Source organism: Brevibacillus daliensis, from assembly GCF_021245735.1.
GTDB lineage: Bacteria > Bacillota > Bacilli > Brevibacillales > Brevibacillaceae > Brevibacillus_B > Brevibacillus_B daliensis.
The window spans coordinates 20,302-43,466 of sequence record NZ_JAJISB010000023.1; the positions used below are offsets into that span (position 1 = coordinate 20,302).

The 23,165-nt window shown below is 40.8% G+C and carries 20 protein-coding genes; 16 read left to right on the forward strand and 4 right to left on the reverse strand.

The window, feature by feature from the left end; genetic code table 11:
• Positions 1-281: 281 nt before the first annotated feature.
• Positions 282-422 carry a GntR family transcriptional regulator gene (locus LM917_RS16385; protein WP_232698672.1) on the reverse strand — a complete coding sequence of 47 codons (141 nt, stop codon included), beginning with the start codon at positions 420-422 and terminating at the stop codon, positions 282-284.
• Positions 423-540: 118 nt separating this feature from the next.
• On the opposite strand from LM917_RS16385, the gene LM917_RS16390 reads away from it, so the two are divergent.
• Entirely contained in the window at positions 541-1,458 is a 918-nt protein-coding gene (locus LM917_RS16390; protein ID WP_232698674.1) for a DMT family transporter, read from the forward strand.
• 109 nt (positions 1,459-1,567) lie between these two features.
• On the opposite strand, the gene LM917_RS16395 is transcribed toward LM917_RS16390, so the two are convergent.
• Positions 1,568-2,470: a helix-turn-helix transcriptional regulator gene (locus tag LM917_RS16395; protein ID WP_232698676.1), complete on the reverse strand. Its 903-nt coding sequence runs from the start codon at positions 2,468-2,470 to the stop codon at positions 1,568-1,570.
• 73 nt (positions 2,471-2,543) lie between these two features.
• On the opposite strand from LM917_RS16395, the gene LM917_RS16400 reads away from it, so the two are divergent.
• Positions 2,544-3,074 (forward strand): dihydrofolate reductase family protein, encoded by a 531-nt coding sequence (locus LM917_RS16400; protein WP_232698678.1) that lies wholly within the window; start codon positions 2,544-2,546, stop codon positions 3,072-3,074.
• A 206-nt stretch (positions 3,075-3,280) separates the two neighbouring features.
• Here LM917_RS16400 and LM917_RS16405 read toward each other — a convergent pair whose 3' ends face one another.
• Both LM917_RS16405 and LM917_RS16410 read right to left on the reverse strand, forming a co-directional pair.
• Positions 3,281-3,748: a YqeB family protein gene (locus LM917_RS16405; protein WP_232698679.1), complete on the reverse strand. Its 468-nt coding sequence runs from the start codon at positions 3,746-3,748 to the stop codon at positions 3,281-3,283.
• A gap of 216 nt (positions 3,749-3,964) precedes the next feature.
• A complete protein-coding gene (locus LM917_RS16410) occupies positions 3,965-5,455 on the reverse strand; it encodes a DHA2 family efflux MFS transporter permease subunit (protein WP_232698680.1) in 1,491 nt (496 codons plus the stop codon).
• 212 nt (positions 5,456-5,667) lie between these two features.
• On the opposite strand from LM917_RS16410, the gene LM917_RS16415 reads away from it, so the two are divergent.
• The 14 genes from LM917_RS16415 (at position 5,668) to LM917_RS16480 (ending at position 23,037) form a co-directional block, all read left to right on the forward strand.
• Positions 5,668-6,273 carry a TetR/AcrR family transcriptional regulator gene (locus tag LM917_RS16415; RefSeq protein ID WP_232698681.1) on the forward strand — a complete coding sequence of 202 codons (606 nt, stop codon included), beginning with the start codon at positions 5,668-5,670 and terminating at the stop codon, positions 6,271-6,273.
• A gap of 148 nt (positions 6,274-6,421) precedes the next feature.
• Complete coding sequence (locus tag LM917_RS16420) at positions 6,422-7,249, forward strand: undecaprenyl-diphosphate phosphatase (protein ID WP_232698682.1); 828 nt, start codon at positions 6,422-6,424, stop codon at positions 7,247-7,249.
• Positions 7,250-7,538: 289 nt separating this feature from the next.
• On the forward strand, positions 7,539-7,991 hold the full coding sequence (locus tag LM917_RS16425) for a pyridoxamine 5'-phosphate oxidase family protein (RefSeq protein WP_232698683.1): 453 nt from the start codon (positions 7,539-7,541) through the stop codon (positions 7,989-7,991).
• Between the two features lie 177 nt (positions 7,992-8,168).
• The gene (locus tag LM917_RS16430) at positions 8,169-9,095 is read left to right on the forward strand and encodes a dipeptidase (protein ID WP_232698684.1); all 927 of its coding nucleotides are present in this window, start codon (positions 8,169-8,171) and stop codon (positions 9,093-9,095) included.
• A 676-nt stretch (positions 9,096-9,771) separates the two neighbouring features.
• The gene (locus LM917_RS16435; protein ID WP_232698685.1) at positions 9,772-10,662 is read left to right on the forward strand and encodes a MurR/RpiR family transcriptional regulator; all 891 of its coding nucleotides are present in this window, start codon (positions 9,772-9,774) and stop codon (positions 10,660-10,662) included.
• 40 nt (positions 10,663-10,702) lie between these two features.
• The gene (locus LM917_RS16440) at positions 10,703-12,007 is read left to right on the forward strand and encodes a CapA family protein (protein ID WP_232698686.1); all 1,305 of its coding nucleotides are present in this window, start codon (positions 10,703-10,705) and stop codon (positions 12,005-12,007) included.
• An 18-nt stretch (positions 12,008-12,025) separates the two neighbouring features.
• Positions 12,026-13,237 (forward strand): M20 metallopeptidase family protein, encoded by a 1,212-nt coding sequence (locus LM917_RS16445; RefSeq protein WP_232698688.1) that lies wholly within the window; start codon positions 12,026-12,028, stop codon positions 13,235-13,237.
• Positions 13,221-14,660, forward strand: coding sequence for a serine hydrolase (locus LM917_RS16450; protein ID WP_232698690.1), 1,440 nt, complete (start codon positions 13,221-13,223; stop codon positions 14,658-14,660). Before LM917_RS16445 ends, LM917_RS16450 begins: the two co-directional genes overlap by 17 nt.
• Before the next feature lie 32 nt (positions 14,661-14,692).
• Complete coding sequence (locus LM917_RS16455) at positions 14,693-15,943, forward strand: MFS transporter (protein ID WP_232698692.1); 1,251 nt, start codon at positions 14,693-14,695, stop codon at positions 15,941-15,943.
• A gap of 76 nt (positions 15,944-16,019) precedes the next feature.
• On the forward strand, positions 16,020-17,516 hold the full coding sequence (locus LM917_RS16460) for a long-chain-fatty-acid--CoA ligase (protein ID WP_232698694.1): 1,497 nt from the start codon (positions 16,020-16,022) through the stop codon (positions 17,514-17,516).
• A gap of 278 nt (positions 17,517-17,794) precedes the next feature.
• Entirely contained in the window at positions 17,795-18,694 is a 900-nt protein-coding gene (locus LM917_RS24645; protein WP_232698696.1) for an ArsR/SmtB family transcription factor, read from the forward strand.
• A 3-nt stretch (positions 18,695-18,697) separates the two neighbouring features.
• A complete protein-coding gene (locus tag LM917_RS16470; protein WP_232698698.1) occupies positions 18,698-19,903 on the forward strand; it encodes an MDR family MFS transporter in 1,206 nt (401 codons plus the stop codon).
• A gap of 790 nt (positions 19,904-20,693) precedes the next feature.
• The gene (locus LM917_RS16475) at positions 20,694-21,842 is read left to right on the forward strand and encodes a DegT/DnrJ/EryC1/StrS family aminotransferase (protein ID WP_232698699.1); all 1,149 of its coding nucleotides are present in this window, start codon (positions 20,694-20,696) and stop codon (positions 21,840-21,842) included.
• Between the two features lie 187 nt (positions 21,843-22,029).
• The gene (locus tag LM917_RS16480) at positions 22,030-23,037 is read left to right on the forward strand and encodes an LCP family protein (protein WP_232698700.1); all 1,008 of its coding nucleotides are present in this window, start codon (positions 22,030-22,032) and stop codon (positions 23,035-23,037) included.
• The last annotated feature ends 128 nt before the right edge of the window (positions 23,038-23,165 follow it).

Consider the following 23,165-nt stretch of genomic DNA (forward strand, 5'->3'; position numbering starts at 1 on the left):
TGAAATGCATCGTCAGTGCTTGAAACCTTCATTCTAGCACCTATTTTTTCTGGCTTTTTCTTTATACAAAATAATTCTTAGCATTAGTTAATGCCAATGCAATTGCTTTAATCCCGTTATCAATCTGTTGTGTGCATACATTTGAGACGTTTAATTTTAAAATTCTTTCCTGATAAAAGTTATCTAAATAGTTTCTTTCAATGGAGTCCAGTTCAATATGCTGTTCATGTAAATAGCGTATGAGTGAGGTCATATTCACTTTTTTAGGTAACATAAGGTGGCTATGCATGACCATTTCTGACGATGATTCGTACATAGATAAATGATAAATTTCGAATGGAAGGTAATTTTGCACCTGCTTGTAACTCTCCAGCTTGAATTTGCTGAAGAAGTGACTGATAAATTCTTTCATATTTGAGCATCATATTCCTCTTTGCGTATCTGTATCGGTACAGATGTGTATTTTTTGTATCGTGCAAATGGATGATTCTAATTATGATAGTGATACCGGCCGGATAGGAACGTAAAGGGGTTAGCAATATGACTGAAAAAAGAAAAGCGTATATCGCAGCAACCATCTATGCAATGATTATTGGTTTATCGTTTATGTTTGTGAAAATAACATTAACGATTGCGACACCACTTGATACTTTGGCTCATCGTTTTACAATTGCATGGGTTGTAGCTACATTGTTATTGCTAGTAAAAAAAGAATCGATAAAGGTAAAGAAAAAGGACGTACTGAGGATTGCCCTCTTAGCAATATTATATCCAACACTCTTTTTTGCTTTTCAAGTTTTCGGATTAGTGCATACATCATCTTCTGAAGCTGGGATTATTCAAGCGACAGTACCGATTTTCACACTAGTTTTTGCAAGTATCATCTTAAAAGAAACATCGACACGCGGTCAAATCATAGCTGTTAGCCTCTCAGTGCTTGGTGTTATCTATATCCTGTACATGAATGGGGTAGGGGCAGAAAATACAAGTCTACTTGGAAGTGGCTTCATCTTGCTTTCAGCTCTTACATCCTCACTATACAACGTATTTGCCAGAAAATTAACAAGGCTCTATTCGTTATTCACCATTACATATGTGATGACATTGTTTGGTTTTATCGCATTTAATGGAATTACACTGACAAACCATTTGATTAATGGGACCGTACATCAATTTATGCAGCCTTTTTTCCATATTGATTTCGTCCTCGCGATTTTATATTTATCCGTTTTATCCTCACTTGGAACGTCGTATCTATCTAACTATGCCTTATCACAATTGCCAGCTTCACAAGTAAGCGTTTTTAGTAATTTAGCGACCCTCATTACAATTTTAGCTGGGATCGTCTTCTTGAATGAATCATTTCATTACTATCATGCTATAGGCACTTGTATTATTATTGCGGGCATTATTGGAGTGAATTACTTCGGAAAGAGAGTGCATAAAATAACACAATAGGGTTCTGACTAAACTATTTCAGCTAATGCTCAAGGTGAGATTGACGCCATGTTAGAGATTATCTCGAAATCAGGAGAAGGTCATTTTTTATTCGAGCTGAAAAATACCTCTACTCGTACTGCTTTATATTTTTTTCTAACATTTCAACTAGCATCTCCTGAAGTTGTGGGGGAGAAATGATCTTCACCTCGGGACCATACCCGAGTAGCTTACGCGCGGTAAATGAAAATTCTTCAGGCGGAATGCGACCGTGCCACTGGTTATTTTGGAGAGGCTGAAAGTGTCTATCTGATTGAGCCAGTCTGGCACCTATACTTGTAAATTGCAGGATTACTTCCGTGGTTTCCCGATCATCTCTAGCAAGCATCCAATCTGCCAGTGTTGGCAGAGACTCGTCTACTTCCCCCAGAATAGCTAACTCTATTATCCGATCCACACGATATAATAGCACTCGATGATTTTTCCTAGCTGGCATGTACCAAAACCCATTTTCAAAATAAATACCGAGCGGAAAAGCCTGCGATATTTTATGACTACTGGCAGAGTTATAGGAGAACAGAATAGCTCTCTTTTCAATTGCCGCTTCCAGTATCCTTGTTGTATAGGGTGATGGCACAAAGCTTTTATGATTGGTAAACATGATGTGTTTTTTCATTCGATCAATGGAATCTTGGACATCAGTTGGCAGAGTGGCATAATACTGATCAGCAAGATGAGATCGTATGGTGGCAAAAGGAAAGTCGGTAACCTTTTCTAGAGACTGGATCATCAAAAAAAGACCAAGTGCCTCATGCTGTGTGAGTTGTAGCGGTGGCAATATACGATTGGGAAGAGCACGATATCCTCCGTGGGCCCCAACTTCTGTGTAAAGTGGGAATCCTATTTGTTGTAGATAATCGAGATCTCGCTGAATCGTACGGATGGATACTTGAAATCGTATTGCCAGCTCACGAGCTGTAAATTTTTTTCTTGAATCGATGATCTGCATTATCGCTATTCTTCTTTCATTCATTGGGATCACCTAATTACGTCAATATTTGTCATAATTCAACTGTATCATGATAACCAGAAAGGAGCGATAACAAATGTCTAACAATAAAGTGGTACTTTATATCGCGATGAGCCTGGATGGTTATATTGCGAAGCCTGATGGATCTGTTGATTGGCTTTATGATATAGAAGGGGATGGAGGCGATAATGGATACAGCAAATTCTATAATACGGTTGGAACGGTAGTTATGGGGAGACTTACTTATGAAGAAGTTCTCGCACTTGCAGATGAGTTCCCGTATGCAGAGAGACCGTGCTATGTTTTGTCCAGGTCCCAACAAGTGGAGGCTCCTCATGTTACTTTTACTAATGAACCATTGGAGACACTAATTCCTGGATTGAGGGATCAATCGAAGGGTGACGTTTGGCTTGTAGGTGGTGGTCAGCTTGTTCAAGCTTTTCTGGAGAAAAAATTACTGGATGAGGTATGTATCGCAATGATTCCAAAAGTGCTGGGCGAAGGTATTCCGCTCTTTCCCGAGGGAACAGTTCCAAGCTCATTTAGGCTGATCGGTATGGAGCAGATGGGTCAAATTGTTTCGTTGAGCTATGAGGTCCTACAGTAGGAAACGGAACGGTATCCAAATACAAACATTGGGTCTGTTGATTATGATACTTCGGCCAAGGAACCCATGGATAATTTTGGATAGCTGTCGATATGTAATATTGCATTTTTTATAATGAGAGACAAGGCGACAAAGGCATGGGCTATAACAATGTCTTTGTCGCCTTGTTTATGTTGTTTTATTAAAAGATGAAAGGGATTCGCCAATTAGATAACTGTCCATTTTGGGTTAAGTTCGATAATGTGACCAGTAACTTTGTTAGTGAGACTACTGACTCGCGAACTTTTATGTAATGATGGTAAAGTAGTTTCAACATACATTTGATGGGACAACCTGTCCTCCCACAGAGAAGCAACCAAATAGCTATGCATATCATTGGAAATGGTAAGAACAAGACCATCGCGGATTATTTCACGTGACAACCAGACACCAGCAAGTAACCCAGCGAGTACTGGTAAGAGTATAAACCATGTTCCTTGAATGGAGGCCAACAGTTCAGCTAGCTTCTTAAACGGAATCCATGGGAGAGTAAGAGCCCATTGGGAGATTGAGGGAATGAAGTATCCTAGTATTATCCCCAATAATGGTGGTATTGTGAGCACCAAAATACGAGTGGTTATAGAAAAACCTACAACTGTTGAAAATTTATTATTTTGATAAGATTGACGCATCATGGAATATTCTCCTTTTACAATACGATAATGAACAACTACATGATGAGGAAAATATCTTCCCCACATTACCATTTCTGTGGACCATATCCATTTTATCATTCTTGTGAGAGTATTTCTTATCCATTCTTACGATCATGAAAAAATAAAAAAAGACAGGGAGGATGATACTCCCTGTCTCACTATGCATATAGAAACATGTACTATTTGATTATCTGCTTATGAGTCTTCACGTAATAAATCTTCTCCAGGTTTCGGACGTTTTATAAAGAGTGCCAGTATTAAAGAGATAACGGTGATCCCCACAGATACTAAAAAGGAAAAGTTAATCCCTTCAATAGTAGCTGTTACCATAATTTGTTGATTCATTTCTGCCAATGCTTCAGGGGTTGGCTGAGCAGGTAAGCTATTCATGGCTTTTTCCGTTAGCTCTTTTATATATGTTTCTGTACGGTTTGCCATGAGTGTTACCAGCAAGGCGGCCCCGATAGCTCCGGATACTTGTTGCAGAGTACTATTCATCGCAGTACCGTGTGGCGTATAGCGCATAGGCAATTGATTCAAACCATTTGTCATTACAGGCATCATGATCATCGACATACCAAACATTCTAAACGTGTACAATGCGATTAGTGTTGTATAAGAGGTTGTAAACGTTAATTGGCTAAAGTAATAGCTTGTAATGATCGTGATCGTTAAACCAATAATCGCTAATATTTTTGCCCCGAATTTATCAAATAATCTTCCTGTAATAGGTGACATGACTCCCATAATTAAGGCACCTGGTAACATAAGCAATCCAGAATCCAGTGGTGAAATATGTCTAATTGATTGCAGATAAATTGGCATTAATATCATGGCGGAGAACATTGCCATATTAATAGAAACGGAAATAGCAGAAGATAGTGCGAACATAGGATATTTATAAACTCTAAAGTCCAGCATCGGCTGATCTAGCTTGAACTGGCGCAAGATAAAGAGAACTAGAGAAATACCACCAACAAGAAGAGTTACATATACTTGCGGGTTACTCCAGCCCTTGTCTCCAGCAGCACTAAACCCATATAAAATCCCGCCAAAACCGATACTTGATAAAATGATAGAGAGTACATCCAGTTTAATTTGAACTTTTTCCTTCTTATCACGAAGCTTAAAGAATGCTAGCAATAAGACAAGAAAAGCAACTGGTGAGATAATATGAAACAGCATTTCCCATGTATAATGTTCAATAATCCATCCAGATAAAGTAGGCCCAATGGCAGGTGCAAAGATCATAACTAAACCAAACATCCCCATTGCAGAGCCGCGTTTTTCAACAGGAAAGCTGGTTAACAGTACATTCATCAAGAGAGGCATCATAATTGCTGAACCAGATGCTTGAACCATTCTACCAAGTAACAGGGAAGTAAAAGAAGGCGAAAATCCTGCAATAACGGTACCTAGCGTAAATAAACTCATTGCTACTAGAAAAAGATGCCGTACAGAATATCTCTGTATTAAGAAAGCCGTAGATGGAATCATGATACCATTAACGAGCATATAACCTGTGGTTAGCCATTGAACAGTAGACGGGCTCACTTTGAATTCGTTCATGATCGATGGCAATGCAATGTTTAATAAGGTATTACTTAATAGGGATACGAAGGCGCCGATCAAGAGAATCGCTATTATCCCATACGACGGTTTTTTTTGTTCTATTCCAATACTCAAGTGTAAAACCTCCAGGTGTCAGATGATTATATAATTCTTTACTAATGAACATATATGTCAATATTGAACACAGTGTTTAATTATATGTGTGAAAAATATTATAATATACTTAAAAAAACTAAAGCAATAAACAATAAGTACCTGAATGTCATCTACTCAACACTCAACAATAGTATGTACAATATCTAAAAAATGAAAAAGGTAGGATCAATATGAAAGAGCAGACCATTGACAGAAGGAAAGTCCGCACAAAAAGAATGATTAGGGATGCATTTACAGAACTAATAAAGGAAAAAGGTTTTGATGAAATGACCGTAAAAGATATTACGATGAAAGCTGATATTAATAGGGGCACATTTTACTTACATTATCGAGATAAATATGATCTGCTAGAGCAAAGTGAGGAAGAAATCATTGAAGGCCTCAGACATATGGAACAAGGAAAGCCATTAAAAAGAGAGGATGTAGTTACTAATCGAGTGATAGACCAGCCCTCGCCTTTTATAACAAATCTATATGAATACTTATCAGAGCATGCCGAATTTATTAAAGTGCTTTTAGGTCCAAAGGGTGACCCAGCTTTTCCTTTAAAACTTAAAGAGGTTATGAGAAACAATATGGAGAAAACTATTTCATCGTATTTGGATGAGGAAAGATTGACTGTTCCCCTACATTACCTTACTGCATACTCAATTTCTGCACATCTAGGTGTTATACAGCAATGGCTAGATGAGGGAATGAAAGAAACCCCGCAAGAAATGGCTATCATTGTAGCTAGAATGATTTTTGGTAATCCTTACACCATTGTAAAACGTTAAAATAAACAGTAATTTGATAGAGGTGGTATTTTCTATTACCATACACATGTAACTGTTGGTACAATGGAAGAGTTGAGCATAGATAAGTACAAGTGGGTAATGACCATGTAGAGAGATATTTTTTAGAAATGTAGGCGGTGTAATTGTAATGAATTTATGGGAAGCATTCGTGGCTTTAATACTTGGAATGGTTGAGGGACTGACTGAATTTGCGCCGGTTTCCTCTACAGGACATATGATTATCGTGGACGATTTTTTATTCCAGACGAAAGAGCTGTTTTCATCAGATATAGCTAACACCTTTAAGATCGTCATTCAATTAGGATCGATTCTTGCTGTAGTTGTTCTGATGTGGGATCGCTTTATGAATCTACTAGGATTAAAAAAGATGCCAGGACAAACAGCTTTTGCACCACGTTTGAACCTTATGCAGGTTCTTGTTGGTCTGATCCCTGCTGGAATTATGGGGTTATTATTTGATGATTATATTGATACGTACTTGTTCTCTACCAGAACGGTAGTGATTGGTCTGGTTCTTGGAGCCATTCTGATGCTTGTAGCAGATTGGTTAGGGCCACGTAATCCGAAGACACAAACAGTGGATCAGATTACTTACAAACAAGCACTAACAGTTGGGTTAATTCAATGCTTGTCCCTGTGGCCGGGTTTCTCCCGTTCAGGATCTACTATCTCCGGTGGTGTTTTGATGGGGATGAGTCACAGAGCAGCGGCTGATTTTACCTTTATTATGGCTGTACCAATTATGGCGGGGGCCAGCTTCTTGTCACTTCTTAAGAGCTGGGATGCCATTACCATGGATGTCATTCCATTTTTCGCAGTTGGATTTGTGAGTGCCTTTGTATTTGCACTTATTTCAATTCGATTCTTCTTGAAATTGATCAACAAAATCAAGCTCGTGCCGTTTGCCATCTACCGTATCGTGCTTGCTGCTGTCATTTACTTTGTGTTCCTGTAGGTTAGGTAGTCATCCAGATTAGAATGTACAAGAGAAAACTGAGTGGAATTCAGATCGTAATGATGTTGCAATATCTGAACTCCCTCAGTTTTTTTCTATGCACATTACATTTAATAGGGATCACTTTAGGTGAAATATTTGGTAAAATGGAACTAAGGTTACCTTTCAGTAAAAAAGACGCACTATTCTCGTAAGAAAGTCAATTTAAAAAAGCTTGGTTTTACCTAGCTGATGAGTGGCATTCACAGAGACTTAGTTGCCAAAAAATACAAAAAGGATGGTAGTAACTTTGATTAAAACGATCCCACAATCATTGTCACAGGAACAAATGGAGTTCATGAATGATAAGCCGTTGATTCTATTAAGTACGATTGATAAGGAAACCAATACACCAAGTACATCCGCTATTTCATGGGTGAAGGCTCATTCTGAAAAAACAATTCGCTTTGCAGTTACGAGCAATTCTCGCACACTTGCTAACTTGAAAGAGAACTCTCGCGTATCACTTACCATGATTGGTTTAGGGACCGTCTATTCCATTATTGGTGAAGCACATCTACTAGAAGAAAAAATTGATGGAATTGCAATGCCATTGGCAAAATTGGAGGTTCGCATAGAGGCTGTGTTTGAATCTATGTTTTGGGGAGCTGCTATTACAGAGAACCCTGCCTATGAAAAAACCACCAATATCGAAAAAGCAACCGCATTGGATGTCCAAGTGTTTACAGCGTTACTAAATTAATATAATCATGTTCTACAAGCAGTTTATTCTCTTCAAAAGAGGATAGACTGCTTTTCTTTTTTTGCAGAAGCAGGAATTCACAGCTTCATAGCAAAAAAAGTAAGAATAGTATTTTTTGTAAAATGGAAGAGATTCGTGTGTTCCTGAACACTAATAAATTGTAAAGAGTGATAATCCATGAAAATAGTTGATACGCATTGTGATGCTTTATATAAAATGCAGGAGAAACCGGATCGTACGTTTGCTGATTCCATTGAACTCCAAACCAATCTGAAAAGATTACGAGCGGGTGAGGTATATGTACAGTTTTTCGCCATATTTATTGATTCCGAGGTAGATTCAGATCAAAAATTCCAGAAAGCACTTAATCAAATTGATATTTTTCACACAGAGATACTGGCTAAAAACAGTAGTATGAAAAAAATAACTTCCTGGAAAGACATCGATAGGTTAAAAGAGCATGAAATTGGTGCAGTGTTAACGCTGGAAGGTGCAGACGCATTCGGGAATGATATCAGGAAACTTCGAACGTTATACCAATTAGGTGTCAGATCAATTGGATTAACGTGGAATAACATGAATCTATGTGCAGATGGAGTAGGAGAGCCAAGGGGTGCAGGACTAACAGAATGGGGTAAAGAGGTTGTTCATTTAAACAATCAGTACCTTGTTTTTACAGATGTATCGCATTTAAGCGAGCGAGGCTTTTGGGATGTGATGGAGATAGCCGATTATCCGATTGCCAGTCATTCCAACTCAAAAGTGCTGTGTAAACATCGACGTAATCTAACAGATGCTCAGGCTCAAGCGTTATTTCAAAAGGGCGGTTTTGCCAGCGTTGTTTTTTATCCACATTTCGTTAAGGATGATGGAAACGCAAAAATTGCAGATGTTATCAATCATATCGAACACTTTTGCAGTCTTGGGGGAGTAGAACATATTTGTTTGGGGTCTGATTTTGATGGAATCTCTACATTTGTTCAACATCTAGAAGACGCATCACAGTACCAGAACCTGATTAATGAACTGTTGAAGCATTATAAAGAAGAGGAAGTAAGAGGCTTTGCTTATCAAAACTTCCTGAACCATCGACCGGGATGCTAGATGACTTCACTATACCGAGCTAGAAATAGGATATAATTCCTGGTTCTCGCTCGGTTTTTTTTATTCACAATTGTAGTGTGGTGGCAGAAGAAGCACATTTTTTGTCTGCGAACTCGTTAAGGTCCCGCAAGGAAGCGTGGACTGTCCGCTACTGGGTAAAGAGTACGGAAAGTACAAAATGATGAGACTGCTACGCAGTGTCTCACGGGTTGCACTTTTTAATCCGCACTCTTTGCCCAGTAGCTAGGCAGGACCTTAAATGTTCTGGACAAAAAATGTGCTTCTTCTGCAAACGGCTTCAGAGGAAAATTAAAAACCAAAAGCCTGAAAAACCAGATTCTCTTTTCACACAGAGCGTCTTGGCGAAGCCCAACTTAGCGGAGTACTATTCATCGGGGTAAAGAAGCGAAACCCAGCAAGTCTTACAGTGAAGACATCGTTTTGAGCTTCCCCGATGTATAGTGCGGAGTGGACAGTCCAACCCCTTGCGGGGCGAAGACTCTAGCGAAGAGTGAAAAGAGAAGCTGGTTTTCTCCCCTAGGGTAGGATTATATGCCTTTTACGCTCCAAAATGAAGGATAAACTACATTTTCTTAAGTGTATTGAAGTATATTATTGCAAGATATATAATATTCACAAAATTACAGAAATTAATAATGAAAAAGGAGCATCTGTCATGGATGAACAGGTAAGAGAAAGAATCAGAAAACAGTATAACAATCTGACAGCCAGTCAAAAGATTATTTCTAAGATCGCGATAGAAAAACCTAGTCTGCTTGCTATTCATCCGGCAAAGAAAATTGGCGAACTAACAAATACTAGTGAAGCAACGGTGATCCGGTTTTGCTATGCATTAGGATACTCGGGTTATACGGAGCTACAGGATGAGATAAAAAGATCACTATTGGTGGGAGATCAGAAAAAAGGTCCCATCCAGAAATATCGAGATACAACGGAAAATATTGCGACCAAGGATAATTTTGCCCATCACGTAATGGAGACGGATATTGCTTATCTTCAGCAAGGTTTACAGCAGATAGATTACGGACTATACCAGCAGGCAATTGAGAGCATTATCTCTGCTAACCGAATTGTTGTGGTCGGCTTTCGCTGGTGCCATATACCAGCTAAATGGCTTTTTTCTACACTAAACGCAATCAAGGGGAACACCCATCTCTATACAGGAGCAGTGGATAATGCTGATTATTTTCTAACCGAGCGAGATCAGGAGTGGTTGGTTATTGCCATTTCCTTTCCACGTCATCCTGCGGAAACGGTGGCACTAGTCAATTCCGCAAAGGACCTTGGTGCCAAAGTGCTGGCGATTACGGAAGGGGAGCTGTCACCAATCAGTCAGGCTGCTGATCTGCTCTTGAAGATAACAACTCCTCAACCAGCAGCTACCAGTGGTATGCCTACTCTGTTTTCCTTGTTGAACGTACTTATTAAAGGGGTGATGGTTTACGATCACGAGAATGTGCAGAAGCGATTGCAGCACTACGATGAAATAAGCTCCAAACTATACTCTTTCAGCGGTGAAGATGATGATGATTTCACAAGGTTTTAGTAGTAATGATCGAACTGAATGACTTGGGGGAATAAGCTCAATGACAAAACCTATTCTGTTTGCGGCAACAGGTGATAGTTTTATTACTCGTAATTTGCCTAATAAGGACCAGGCTTTTAAAGATGTATCTGAATTACTAAATCGGGCAGATGTGCGTATTGCTAATTTGGAAACAACTGTGCATGAAAATGAAGGGTATCCCAGTGCCCAAAGTGGGGGTACTTGGGCAATGTCTCCGCCAGCAGTTCTGGAGGTAATGAAGGAGTATGGCTTCAATATGATTGGCTGGGCAAACAATCATACGCTTGATTATCTCTATGGAGGACTGGAAGCAACGGAGCGCAATCTGAACCAGTTTGGTTTTGTTCATGCGGGAGCAGGAAAAAATCTCGCTGAAGCAGGAGCACCTCGATATTTAGAATGTGAGTCAGCAAGGGTGGCTCTCATTGCGGCAACCTCAACCTTTCATCCTTGGTGGGCAGCTGGTGACCAACGATCAGACTCTATCGGAAGACCAGGAATTAACCCAATGCGATACGTTATGACTCATTATGTAACAGAGGAAAAATTTCATCAGCTACAGGCGATAGCTGATTGTGTAGACATCAATGCTTTTAACAAACTGCTGATTGAAGAGGGTTTTATGAATGATCCGGGCAAAGATGTTTTTCTCTTCGGTAACACCAGATTTATGGTTGGGGAAGAAGATCGAACAACCACAGAACCCCACCCACGCGATATAAAGAGAATTGTGAAAACGATCGAAGAGGCTAAACGTCGGGCTGATTACGTAATCATCAGCATTCACGCCCATGAGATGAAAGGGGAAGAAAAAGAGGTAGCAGCTGATTTTCTCCCTACTTTTGCAAAAGCGTGTATTGATGCCGGAGCACATGCTGTTGTGGGGCATGGACCGCATCTGCTACGAGGAATCGAGATTTATAAAAACAGGCCGATCTTCTACAGCTTGGGCGATTTTATCTTTCAAACAGAAGCAGTTACAAGCCAGCCAGCCGATTTTTATGAACATTATGGATTGGACCACAGCCATAATGTAGCAGATGCGCTTGAAGCAATGAGCGCCAATTATACACGAGGTCTTTGCGTTCATAAGGAAGTGTGGGAAGCGGTAATCCCACTATGGAAAATGCAGGACGGTGAGCTAGTAGAGATCGAGCTTCATCCCATTGAGCTAGGGTATGATCTGCCCGTTCACCGTATGGGATGGCCCAAACTTAGTGATTCATCACATATTCTTACGAGCCTGCAAAAATTAAGTGAACCATTTGGAACGGAGATTGAGATCGACGGAGTAATCGGAAGAGTAAAGCTCAACCATGTCTAGATGGAGGGAGTGAGTAGGATGAAAGAGGCGTTATTTGCCAGATTGGATCAGTTATTTCCTGAATTGGTGCAGGCAAGAAGGGAACTTCATAAGTACCCGGAGCTATCTCACCAAGAAGTAAGGACTCCACAAACTATCGCCAGTTATCTACAAGAGCTGGGGCTTGAAGTGAAGACAGAAGTGGGAGGGCGTGGTGTGACGGCACTTTTACGTGGTGGGAAGCCTGGTAAAACGATTGCCTTACGCGCGGATTTCGATGCTCTACCCATTCAGGATGAGAAGGAAGTGGAATACAGATCGCAGATACAAAACGTCATGCATGCTTGCGGACACGATATTCACACCGTTGCATTACTTGGTACAGCAAAAATAATGAGTGAAGCAAAGGAAGAACTTCATGGTAATGTACTTTTTATCTTTCAATTTGGCGAAGAAGTACACCCTGGTGGAGCTAAACCGATGATCGAAGATGGATGCCTGGATGGGGTAGATTGTATCTATGGTGCGCACGTAGCCTCCATCTTGCCTTATGGACTAATCGGTATCGGTGACGGTGCGATTATGGCGGCGGCTGATACGTTCGATATTGAAATTGAAGGTCGTGGAGGACATGGGGCAAGCCCACATCTAACGATTGATCCAGTTGTATTGGGGAGCCAATTGGTAGTAGGTTTACAAACGATTGTAAGCCGACAAATTAATCCTGTACTGCCTGTCGTCATTACAGTAGGGTCCTTTGTCAGTGGTCAAGCAGCTAATATTATCCCTCACACAGCCCGAATAACGGGAACTGTCCGCACCTTTCATGAAGAAGTGAGAGAGTTCATTGAGAGACAGATTGAAGTGTTGGCAAAAGCGACCTGCGAGCCATTTGGTGCCTCTGTTACGTACAGCTTCGCTCGTGGATATCCAGCTGTCAGTAATCATCCAATTGAGACCAATCGTTTGGAACGAGCGGCACAAAAGCTGGTAGGACCAGAAAGAGTAGTTCGACTATCTCCAGTTATGGAAGCAGAGGATTTTTCCTACTACCTGCAAAAAGTACCAGGTACATTTTTCTTCGTCGGTGGTGGCAATCAAGAGATTGGTGCTTCCTATGCACACCATCATCCAAAGTTCGATGTAGATGAACGTTCCATGCTGTTGATTGGTAAGCTATTTATCTCTGTCATTCTTGATGAGTTAAGAGATCAAGTAGGTGGAGGTGAGATGGTTGACTCAGTCCATTAAACCTAATGGGTTATACGACTTTTTTGGGGAAATGGAGGAGCTGCGACAAGGATGGCAGGTGCCGGGGTGTGTGGTAGGTATCGTTCACAAGGACAACGTTGTTTTTTCACATGGCTTTGGGAACTGTCGCAGAGGAGAGGAGAATGTAGTTACTCCACAAACACTTTTTCCCATCGCATCTGCCACGAAGTCTTTCACGGCCATGAGTCTTGCTCTTTTGGTCGAGGAAGGAAAACTGGATTGGGATACTCCAATTCAGAGTTATTGGCCAGAGTTTCGCTTATTTGACTCGGTCACCTCAGAGAGAATCACTACGCGTGACTTGCTTTGTCATCGATCTGGGTTACCGCGCCACGATCTGCTTTGGTACAACACATCACTTACCAGGGAACAGCTAATGGAGCGATTAAGATATCTGGAGCCGACAAGTGATTTTCGCTCGACTTATCAATACCAAAATCTAATGTATACGGTAGCAGGATGTCTGGTAGAACGACTGACTGGTTACAGCTGGGAAGCGTTTGTAAAAGAACGGATTTTGAACCCACTGGGAATGGAAAACAGCTATTTTTCATTGGAGGAAGCCAAAAAGATGGGACCAGTTGCATCTCCATACATGAATAAACCACAGGGAATTAGAGAGGTGCCATATCTCAATAATCAGGCAATCGGACCAGCTGGCTCGATGATTTCAACACTGGAAGATATGACAAAATGGCTTCAATTCCAGATGAAAAAAAAACTGCCAAGCGGAGTCTCTCTCCTCTCTCATACGCAGATAGAAGAAATGCACACACCACTAATTGTTTCGGAAGCATATCCACCACAGCATCCGGAGATATCTCTCGCCTGCTCTGCATTAGGTTGGTTTGTCCAGATTTATCGTGGACAGAGAATGGTGTTCCACGCTGGGAACCTCCAAGGGTTTTCTTCGTTAGTAAGTTTTTTGCCAGAAAAAGAGTTGGGTATCGTGGTTTTGAGCCAAGTAGATCATTCACGACTTCCTGCCTTATTAACCTATCAGTCTTACGATCGCCTACTCAGTCTTGATTCAATCGATTGGAACGGACGAATGCTTGATCAAGAGAAAAAGGAGAGGCAGAGTCAGAAAGGATTGTTCACCCCATTACCAGATAATCTGTCGGATATGACGTATTCTTCGTACACAGGAAACTATTCTCATTTAGGATACGGGAAGATAGAGGTTTTTCAAACAGAGGAAGCCTTACAGATGAGCTATAATAATCTCCATTTTCTTTTGGAACATATTCAGGATAATCGTTTCCTTGCCACCTATGACGAGACGTATACGCTTCGATTGCCTGTTACTTTTCAGCGTGATCACTCGGGTAGAATTATCAGTTTTTTTGCACCTTTGGAACCTGCACCTGGGGCAAAAGAAATTCATTTTAACCGTATTTAAATCAAATTTTGAATACAAATGGGGTGATTGGCATGATGGCCAGGATTACAATCGTTATGCTTTTCGTGCTTTATATGATTAACTATGCTGATAAAACAATCGCAGGGTACTCTGCGGTTCCAATCATGGAGGAGTTTAGCTTAACTCAGAAAGAGTGGGGTTTGGTTGGAAGTAGCTTCTTTTGGTTTTTTTCCATTGCAGGCATTCTGGGCGCAGCACTTTCTGACCGAATAGGGACAAAAAAGATGCTGGCAATCATGGCAATCTCGTGGACGGTCATTCAATTTGGAGCTTATGCAATTGCAAGCTTACCAATGCTGGTTGTAGCGAGGGTACTATTAGGCATTGGAGAAGGACCTTTCTGGGCAACGGTTGTCAGTCACCTGAATAAGTGGTTTCCTGAGGAAAAGCGTGGGTTGGTCTATTCCACAGTTAACTTTGGTGCCTTTGTCGGTGCAGTTGCATCTGCCCCGTTACTTGTCTCGATGATAGATAGTTATGGTTGGCGTTTTTCTTGGGGATTTATGGGAGCGTTGAGCTTACTCTGGCTCATCATCTGGTTGTGGATTGGTAAAGAAAAACCAGAACAAAATGTTTCTTCAATTGAACCAGAAAAAATTGCCATGCCAAAAGCGAAATGGTCAGATATTTCGGGTGTCTTGTTATCCTCCACCTTTATTTTCTCCTTTTTGGTCTATTTCGCTCAGATATGGGGAACTACTTTTGCCGCAGTATGGGAGCCTATTTATCTGGTGAAAGTATTTAGCTTTACCAATCAGGAAATGGCGTATTCCATTGCAGGAACAGGTCTTGTAGCTGGATTGATGACGATAGTAATCTCAAGCATGGGCGACCGTTTGTATAAAAAACATCGCAGCTATCGCAAGTCATATGTACTGATTGGGGGCGTTTCCATTATTCTCGGAGGTCTGTTCTTCTACTCAGTGACATTGGTACAATCAACTGCTTTGGTATTGATGGCATTATGTCTAGGCAAAGGTTTTGCATTCTCTGTTGGAACGGCAGCCTCGGTCATTGTAAGTAGTTTGCTACCTGAGCGAACAGGTCTGCTCGTGGGCGTATTATCCAGCTTGGTCACCTTAGCAGGTATCATCTCGCCGCTTGTAACAGGTTCGATCGTTCAGGCCGCAGGAGATCTATCTATTGGATTTAGTAATGCGATGGCTTTGAATGCCTTAATTTTTGTGGTGTTTGGTGTCTTATTCTTACTGTTCACTAAACGCAATGAGGGCAAGATAAATGCAACGCCTACGATCAATTAAGTATCCTACTTGCACCATGACTATCATGATTGTTCATGTAGTCTCACTATTCAGATAAAAGGTGGTAGAATAAGCTGTGTTACATCTGAATGAAAATCTAAAAAAAAGCGTGGAAAGTTATCCAGATCATCCTGCTTATATTTTTGAAGGTGTGAGTACGACTTATACTGATTTTGATCGACAAGTTGATCGTTTGGCAGTCGGGCTAGCAAAACGGGGAATAGGTAAGGGGGATGCGGTAGCACTTCTATTAGATAATCGTCCCTATTTTGTCATTGCCTACTATGCAATTCTTCGGGTGGGAGCAGCGGTCGTGCCCATGAACCCCATGTATACATCTAGAGAGATTAGCTTTATTCTGTCAAACAGTAAAGCGAAGGCGATCATTGCGTTATCGGCGCTAGAACCTATTCTGACATCACTTAAAAAGCAGTTGGAAGGTATACAAGATCTAATCTTTACCGAAACGGTAGGTAGTGAGCTGACTGTAGAACAACTGATTCAACAGGAAGAGGCGAGTTATGAACCACAGGAGGTAAATGAAGACGACTTGGCAGTTATTCTCTACACGTCTGGTACAACGGGTCAGCCCAAGGGTGCCATGCTGTCTCATCGCAACATGGCTTCTAATGCTGAAGCAATAGGGACTCTGCTGGAACTAGCGTCAATTGATCGAATGGTTGCCGTATTGCCGATGTTCCATGTTTTTTGCATGACAGTTTGTTTAAATGGGTCAATTCGCTATGGCGCCACCGTTCTTATTCTGCCTAGATTCCATCCTGTTGAGGTGGTGCATGCCATTCGGGATCAACAAGCGTCCTGTTTTGCAGGTGTTCCTACCATGTACAATTACATGCTTCAGGTTCCTACTGTAGCCATGGAGGATTTCGCCTCAATCAGAGTAGCATGTTCTGGAGGCGCTTCCATGCCAGTAGAGCTTTTACACAAGTTTGAAGAAAAATTCGACCTTACAATAATGGAAGGATACGGGCTATCGGAAGCAGCTCCCGCTACTGCATTTAATCCCATTCGAGGAACACGAAAGCCAGGTTCTATCGGAGTGGATATTCCGGGAGTGACCAATAAAATTGTTAATCACGATGGAAATGAATTGCCAAGAGGGGAAATAGGTGAGCTGATTGTACAAGGACCCAATGTAATGCTAGGATACTTGGGATTGCCTGAGGATACGAAAGTAACCTTAAAAGACGGATGGCTTTATACGGGAGATCTGGCGTGGATGGATGAAGAAGGTTATATCTTCATTGTAGACCGGAAAAAGGATATGATCCTGGTGGATGGCTATAATGTCTACCCTCGTGAAGTAGAAGAAGTGTTATACCAACACCCGGGTATTATTGAGGCAGCAGTAATCGGCGTTCCTGACACTATTCATGGTGAAGCGGTCAAAGCCTTTGTAGCATGTAAAGAGATAGCAGTTTCTGTGGAAGAGATTGTAGAGTTTTGCCAGGATAAATTGGCGAAGTACAAGGTTCCTCGCCTGGTGGAATTTGTAGAAGAACTACCGAAGAATAGTACGGGGAAAATTTTACGCAGGTCGCTGAGAACGTAGGAAGGAATAGCAAGTACCTGATTCATATGTGCATAGCCTTAACATGTAAAAACCGAGTGAGAAACAAGGATATTAATCCTTTATTCTCCTCGGTTTTCGTTATATGCAATCAAGGTACAACCTTTATTTTATAGACTTGGAAGAATAAATAAATGATTAATGAATGGAAATAATGAAATATATTGACAACTGATTACCGATTGAATAAGATAATTTCAGATATAGTTCTAAAAAATTAGAACTAATCGTTTAGACGAGAATAGAGGTGGAAACCAACAGTGTATACCATTAAAGTGGATTATTCTCCTGTGTATGAATTTTTAACTAGCTTATATTTTTATGTAAATAAAGATCGATTAAAAATCTATGAACTTGGTTCCGGATGGAAAAAAGAAGTGGATAAGAAGCTGAAGCCTGCTTTTAAGGAAGCGCTACAAGACAAGCGAATGGAGGTCCTTCACCGATTCAGTTTACTGGTGCACAAATGTCCCGGTGAGAGAACACCAGAGAATTTTATCAGTTGGTTCAAAGGAATGTCTCCCTCTGAGATGTATGATTGCATGCGGCCGTGGGTGGAAGACATTCCAACAGGAATGATTGAATTACAAGAGCACTTTGTGTATCTCTTTCAGGAATGGAATGAACAATATTTTAAGCAGCTTGCCCCATCTATACTGGAAGCACTTGAGAAGGATGCTGCTGACAAGAGAGCCTTATTGCAAAAAATGAACCCTGTCGATTTGGTTGAACGTAGCACTAATGGTGTTCGTATTGAATCGGACCAGATTCAGGAGTTATTGCTTATTCCTCAGTATCACTATTCACCATCGAGTGTTATTGATTACTATAAGGGATTCGTAACATGCCTGTATCCGATCGAGCTCGATGATCACTCCCACTTTATTTCTAAGAGAACGCTTCACAGTTTTACCAGCTTGTCAGATGAAAACCGTGTTCTCATATTAAAGAGCCTGCATGTGAGAGTACTAACGTTTACAGAGCTGTTAGACATAACGGGTTTAGCAAAAAGTAACCTTCACTATCATCTGGGGATGCTTCGAAGTGCGGGGCTAATTCGTGCACATCACTCAAGTGAAAGAGTGATCAATTACAGTTTGCGAATGGAATCCTTATCTACCATGCACGATAGATTGCTCTCTTATATAAAGGGGGAATAAGTGGTGGGAATAGCATGGAAGGAGCTTCACCCTGTTGTAAAAATCGTCTTAATAGGTTCGTTATTAATGAATATCGGAAATGGAATGATTGTCCCCTACTTTGCGATTTATTTAGGGGAGCATACCAATCTGTCCATTACACAGATTGGTTTTCTAATAGGAACCAGCTCACTGGCAGCCATGTTTGGAGGATTTCTGGGAGGATCATTATCTGATTTGATTGGTAGAAAAAAAGTGATGATTGCATCCCTATTTTTATCTGCTTGTATCTTGATAGGATTTACGTTTCATTTCTTCCCCATTCTGCTGATGCTGGTAACGATCTTTAAAGGTTTTTCAATGTCCTTGTTCGAGCCTTGTGCCAAAGCATTGCTTGCCGATTTTACAGAGAGTCATAAAAGATTGAGCGTTTTTTCTATGAAATATTTTTGTGGGAACGTAGGTTTTGCAATTGGCCCAATTATTGGTACGATCTGGGGATTACAAGCAACCAGCGTGGTCCCGTTTTATATTTCCTTTGCTATTTTCCTTCTATTTGGCATGTTTTTGCATCTGTTTTTTTGGAAGTACAAGATCACGACAATTTCTGAGCAAAAAGAGAAAGTAACCTTTCGTGCTTCGATTAAAGCGGTACTATCGGATAAAGTATTGTTTTTGTTTCTGATTGGCGGGCTTCTGGCTACAACGGTTCATGGTCAGTTTTCCGTGACGTTATCTCAATATTTCAATCTGGATGTAAAAAGTGCCCTTTCTTACTTAGGCGTGCTATGGTCAGCCCATTCTGCCGTGATCATATTATTAAGTGTTCCTGTTGTAAGAATGATGGAAAGACGAACCCCCTTACAATCTATTATTATTGGCAAATCGTTATTTATTGTGGGCATTATTGGTTTTGGTTTCTCTATGAATTTTCCTACATTCTTGCTCTCGATGATCATTTTTACAATAGGTGAGATCTTTCTGATTCCAGCTGAATATGCCATTATTGATGAAATAACGCCCGAACATATCCGGGGAACATATTACGGGGCTGTCAGCTTTACTTCTCTGGGATCATTTATTGGACCAGGTTTATCGGGACTTTTTTTAACGATGTTTAATGGAATGATCATGTTTTTGTTTTTAGCCATAATTGCACTGATGAGTATTGCGTTTTATGTCTGGGGAATAAGGGTGAAAGGAGAGCGTAGCACGAATATGATTCAGTAAAAAGGTGCCAATGATTTGGTGCCTTTTTTATTTTTAAACCTGATCCACTACTGTAGTGGCTCGCAGAAGAAGCACATTTTTTGACTGCGAACTCGTTAAGGTCTCGCAAGGGAGCGAGGTCTGCCCGCTACACAACAAAGAGTGCAGAAAGTGCAAAAGAAAGAGAATGCTACGCAGTATTTCATAGGTTGTACTTTTTATTCCGCACTCTTTATTGTGTAGCTAGGTAGGACCTTAAATAGTTCTGGACAAAAAATGTGCTTCTTCTGCAAACGGCTTCAGTGGAAAAAACACAAACAAAACCACTAGCATGAAAAGAGAATCTGGTTTTCTCCTCAAAAGCAGGATGAAAGTATCCTTAAAAGACTGAGCAAAGTCCTTTGTCTATTTTCGTGAGAGTCTCGTTGTTTGGCACTAATGTTACTAGATGTTATTCATATTCTACTGCTAATTATGTATACATGAGTAATATTCTCTCTGGCATATTCATATAAATGAACCATTCAATTAAGACAGCTTATTACATTTTGCTGGTTATGTTAGAAAGGACGGATAGGGATGAAGTACTAGTCACGGGAGGATCAGGTTTAGTTGGATCGCACACAGTACAATCTTTGCTTCAAGTAGGGTAGTTATTGTTGTTGATTGCGTTCTTTTCATCGACAGCAGCTGTTTATGGCGAACCAATTGCTGCACTGGGAAGCAAAATGGACACTATTCGATGGATTACGGGAAATCATCGAAAGCTCCAAGAATAAAATTGTGAACTATTAGAAGGGACTCTGAGAAAATGAAAATTCCATTTTATCGTCCATATATCGGTGATGAAGAAATAGCTGAAGTGATTTCAGCTATCCAATCAAACTGGCTGAGCAAAGGGCCTAAAACAGTAGTATTTGAGTCGGAGTTTGCAAAAAGTGTGGGAAGTGAGCATGGTGTTGGTCTGAATTCGTGTACAGCAGGGCTTCATCTGGCCCAGTTGGCACTTGGTATTGGACCTGGTGACGAAGTGATTACGACACCTTATACATTTGTAGCTACGGCAAACACTATTATTCATTGCGGGGCAAAGCCTGTTTTTGTAGATATTGACCCAAAGACATGCAATATTGACGCTGATTTAATTGAACAGGCGATTACACCGAGAACGAAGGCGATTATTCCTGTACATTATGGTGGGTATCCGTGTGAGATGGATCGAATCCAAGAGATTGCACAACGCTATGGACTAGCAATCATTGAAGACGCTGCTCATGCGGTTTATACCAAATATAAGGATCAGCCAATTGGAAGTATTGGGAACATTACTTGCTTTAGCTTTTATGCCACGAAAAATTTGACAACTGGCGAAGGTGGGATGATTACCACAGCAGATGAGGAACTGGCAAACCGCATTCGAATTCTTAGCTTGCATGGCATGAGTCGCAATGCATGGACACGCTATGCTGCCAAAGGAGCCTGGTATTACGAGGTAGAACAGGCAGGCTTCAAATATAACATGACAGACATTCAAGCTGCACTTGGAATTATACAGCTGAGAAAGCTGGAAGAAATGCAAATGTTACGGATGCAGGTAGCTCGTGCTTACTCAGAAGCCTTGGCAGATTGTGAGGAAATTATTCTTCCTCATGACTCACATGAACACCGACACTCCTGGCATCTGTATCCGATTCGATTAGAAGAGGATCAACTAACAATCTCACGTAATGAGATGATTGATCAGCTATCAGAAGCAGGTATTGGTACATCTGTTCATTTTATTCCTGTTCCCAAGCATCCCTTCTACCAGGAAAAAGGCTATCGAATGGAGGAGTATCCAGAGACAGAAAAAGTATTTGAATCAGTATTATCGCTCCCCTTTTTCCCAGGAATGACAAAAGAAGAAGTTTACTATGTCGCTGATACTGTTCAATCCATCATTTCCAAGCATAGAAGGTAGGACCATGACAAAAGGATATCTGATAGGAAAATAATTACCTACATCAAATGACAAACGAATTACAAGAAATGGGGCCTTTCTGCGAAAATATGTAACGGATGAGGCATCCAGATCATCTGTAAAACAATCGTGAGTGTAATAAAAAAATGAAGGCTGTTAGTCATTGCACAAAAGGGGACGATACCCAGTGAAGCCATATAAGGACTGGAAAAAATCGACGAAATGGCTTGTCAGGTTGACTCTTCTCATCCTCGTTATCATGCTTGGTCTGGTCGCGTATTCTACTTGGAAACTATATGATACGGCAGCAACCATTTATCACCCAATCGAACGTATCTCCTCCGAGCCACGATTACAATCCGCATCTTATGAACACGAAGACTTGAAGGAAAAAACAACCCCGCAATCTGCTCAGCCATCAACTACAGAGGAAACAACTGGACCACAAGTTACCACCTTGCTCATTTTCGGGATTGATCGCCGCCCCGACACTCAAGATATTGGGAGAACAGATGTGATTATGCTGGCAATCTTGAATAAGGATACAAACAAGATTACGCTCACATCAATTCCTCGTGATACCTATGTCGAGATTGCTGGACAGGGATATAGCGATAAAATTAATGCAGCATACCAATACGGTATAGAGACGTCGATTGCAACAGTAGAGAATTTCACAGGAGTCCTGGTCGATCAATATGTGCTGTTTAATTTTGATGGTTTTGAAAAGGCAATTGACAGTATGGGTGGATTGAAGCTTGAGGTAGATTCTAATTTGGGGGAATATCTCAAAATATCGGTGGGTACACAACTCCTAAACGGGCAGCAGGTGCTTGATTATGCACGATTTCGTAACGATGCCAAGGGAGACTTCGGGCGAAATGAACGGCAACAAAATGTGATTAAAGCTGTGCTGGAACAAAGTAAAGAGCTACGAAATCCTGGAAAGATAAAAAGTATCCTGGATACCGTAGGCGAGGATGTACGTACAGATCTGGATTTATCTCGAATTATTTCACTAGCTTCTGATGTGTATGATTTTTCGACGGAACATGTTGAACAAATCAAATATAATGCAACTACAGCTCGTTTTGGTCCTCGTTATTTAAGCTACGTCGTGATAGATGAAAAAGAGCGTAAGCGAGTGGCTGAGCTTTTGCAACAGAGCATGATAAATGAAGAAAAAAGTAAATAAATCGGACCAGGGTTAATTGAGAAGGGCTTTGTTCCTCCTTGGTTACCCTGTTTTTTCTGGCATGAAGCAGAAAATCTCTGATAGCCTGTAAACAGGTATCGAGTAACCTTTTGACTATAATTTTTATT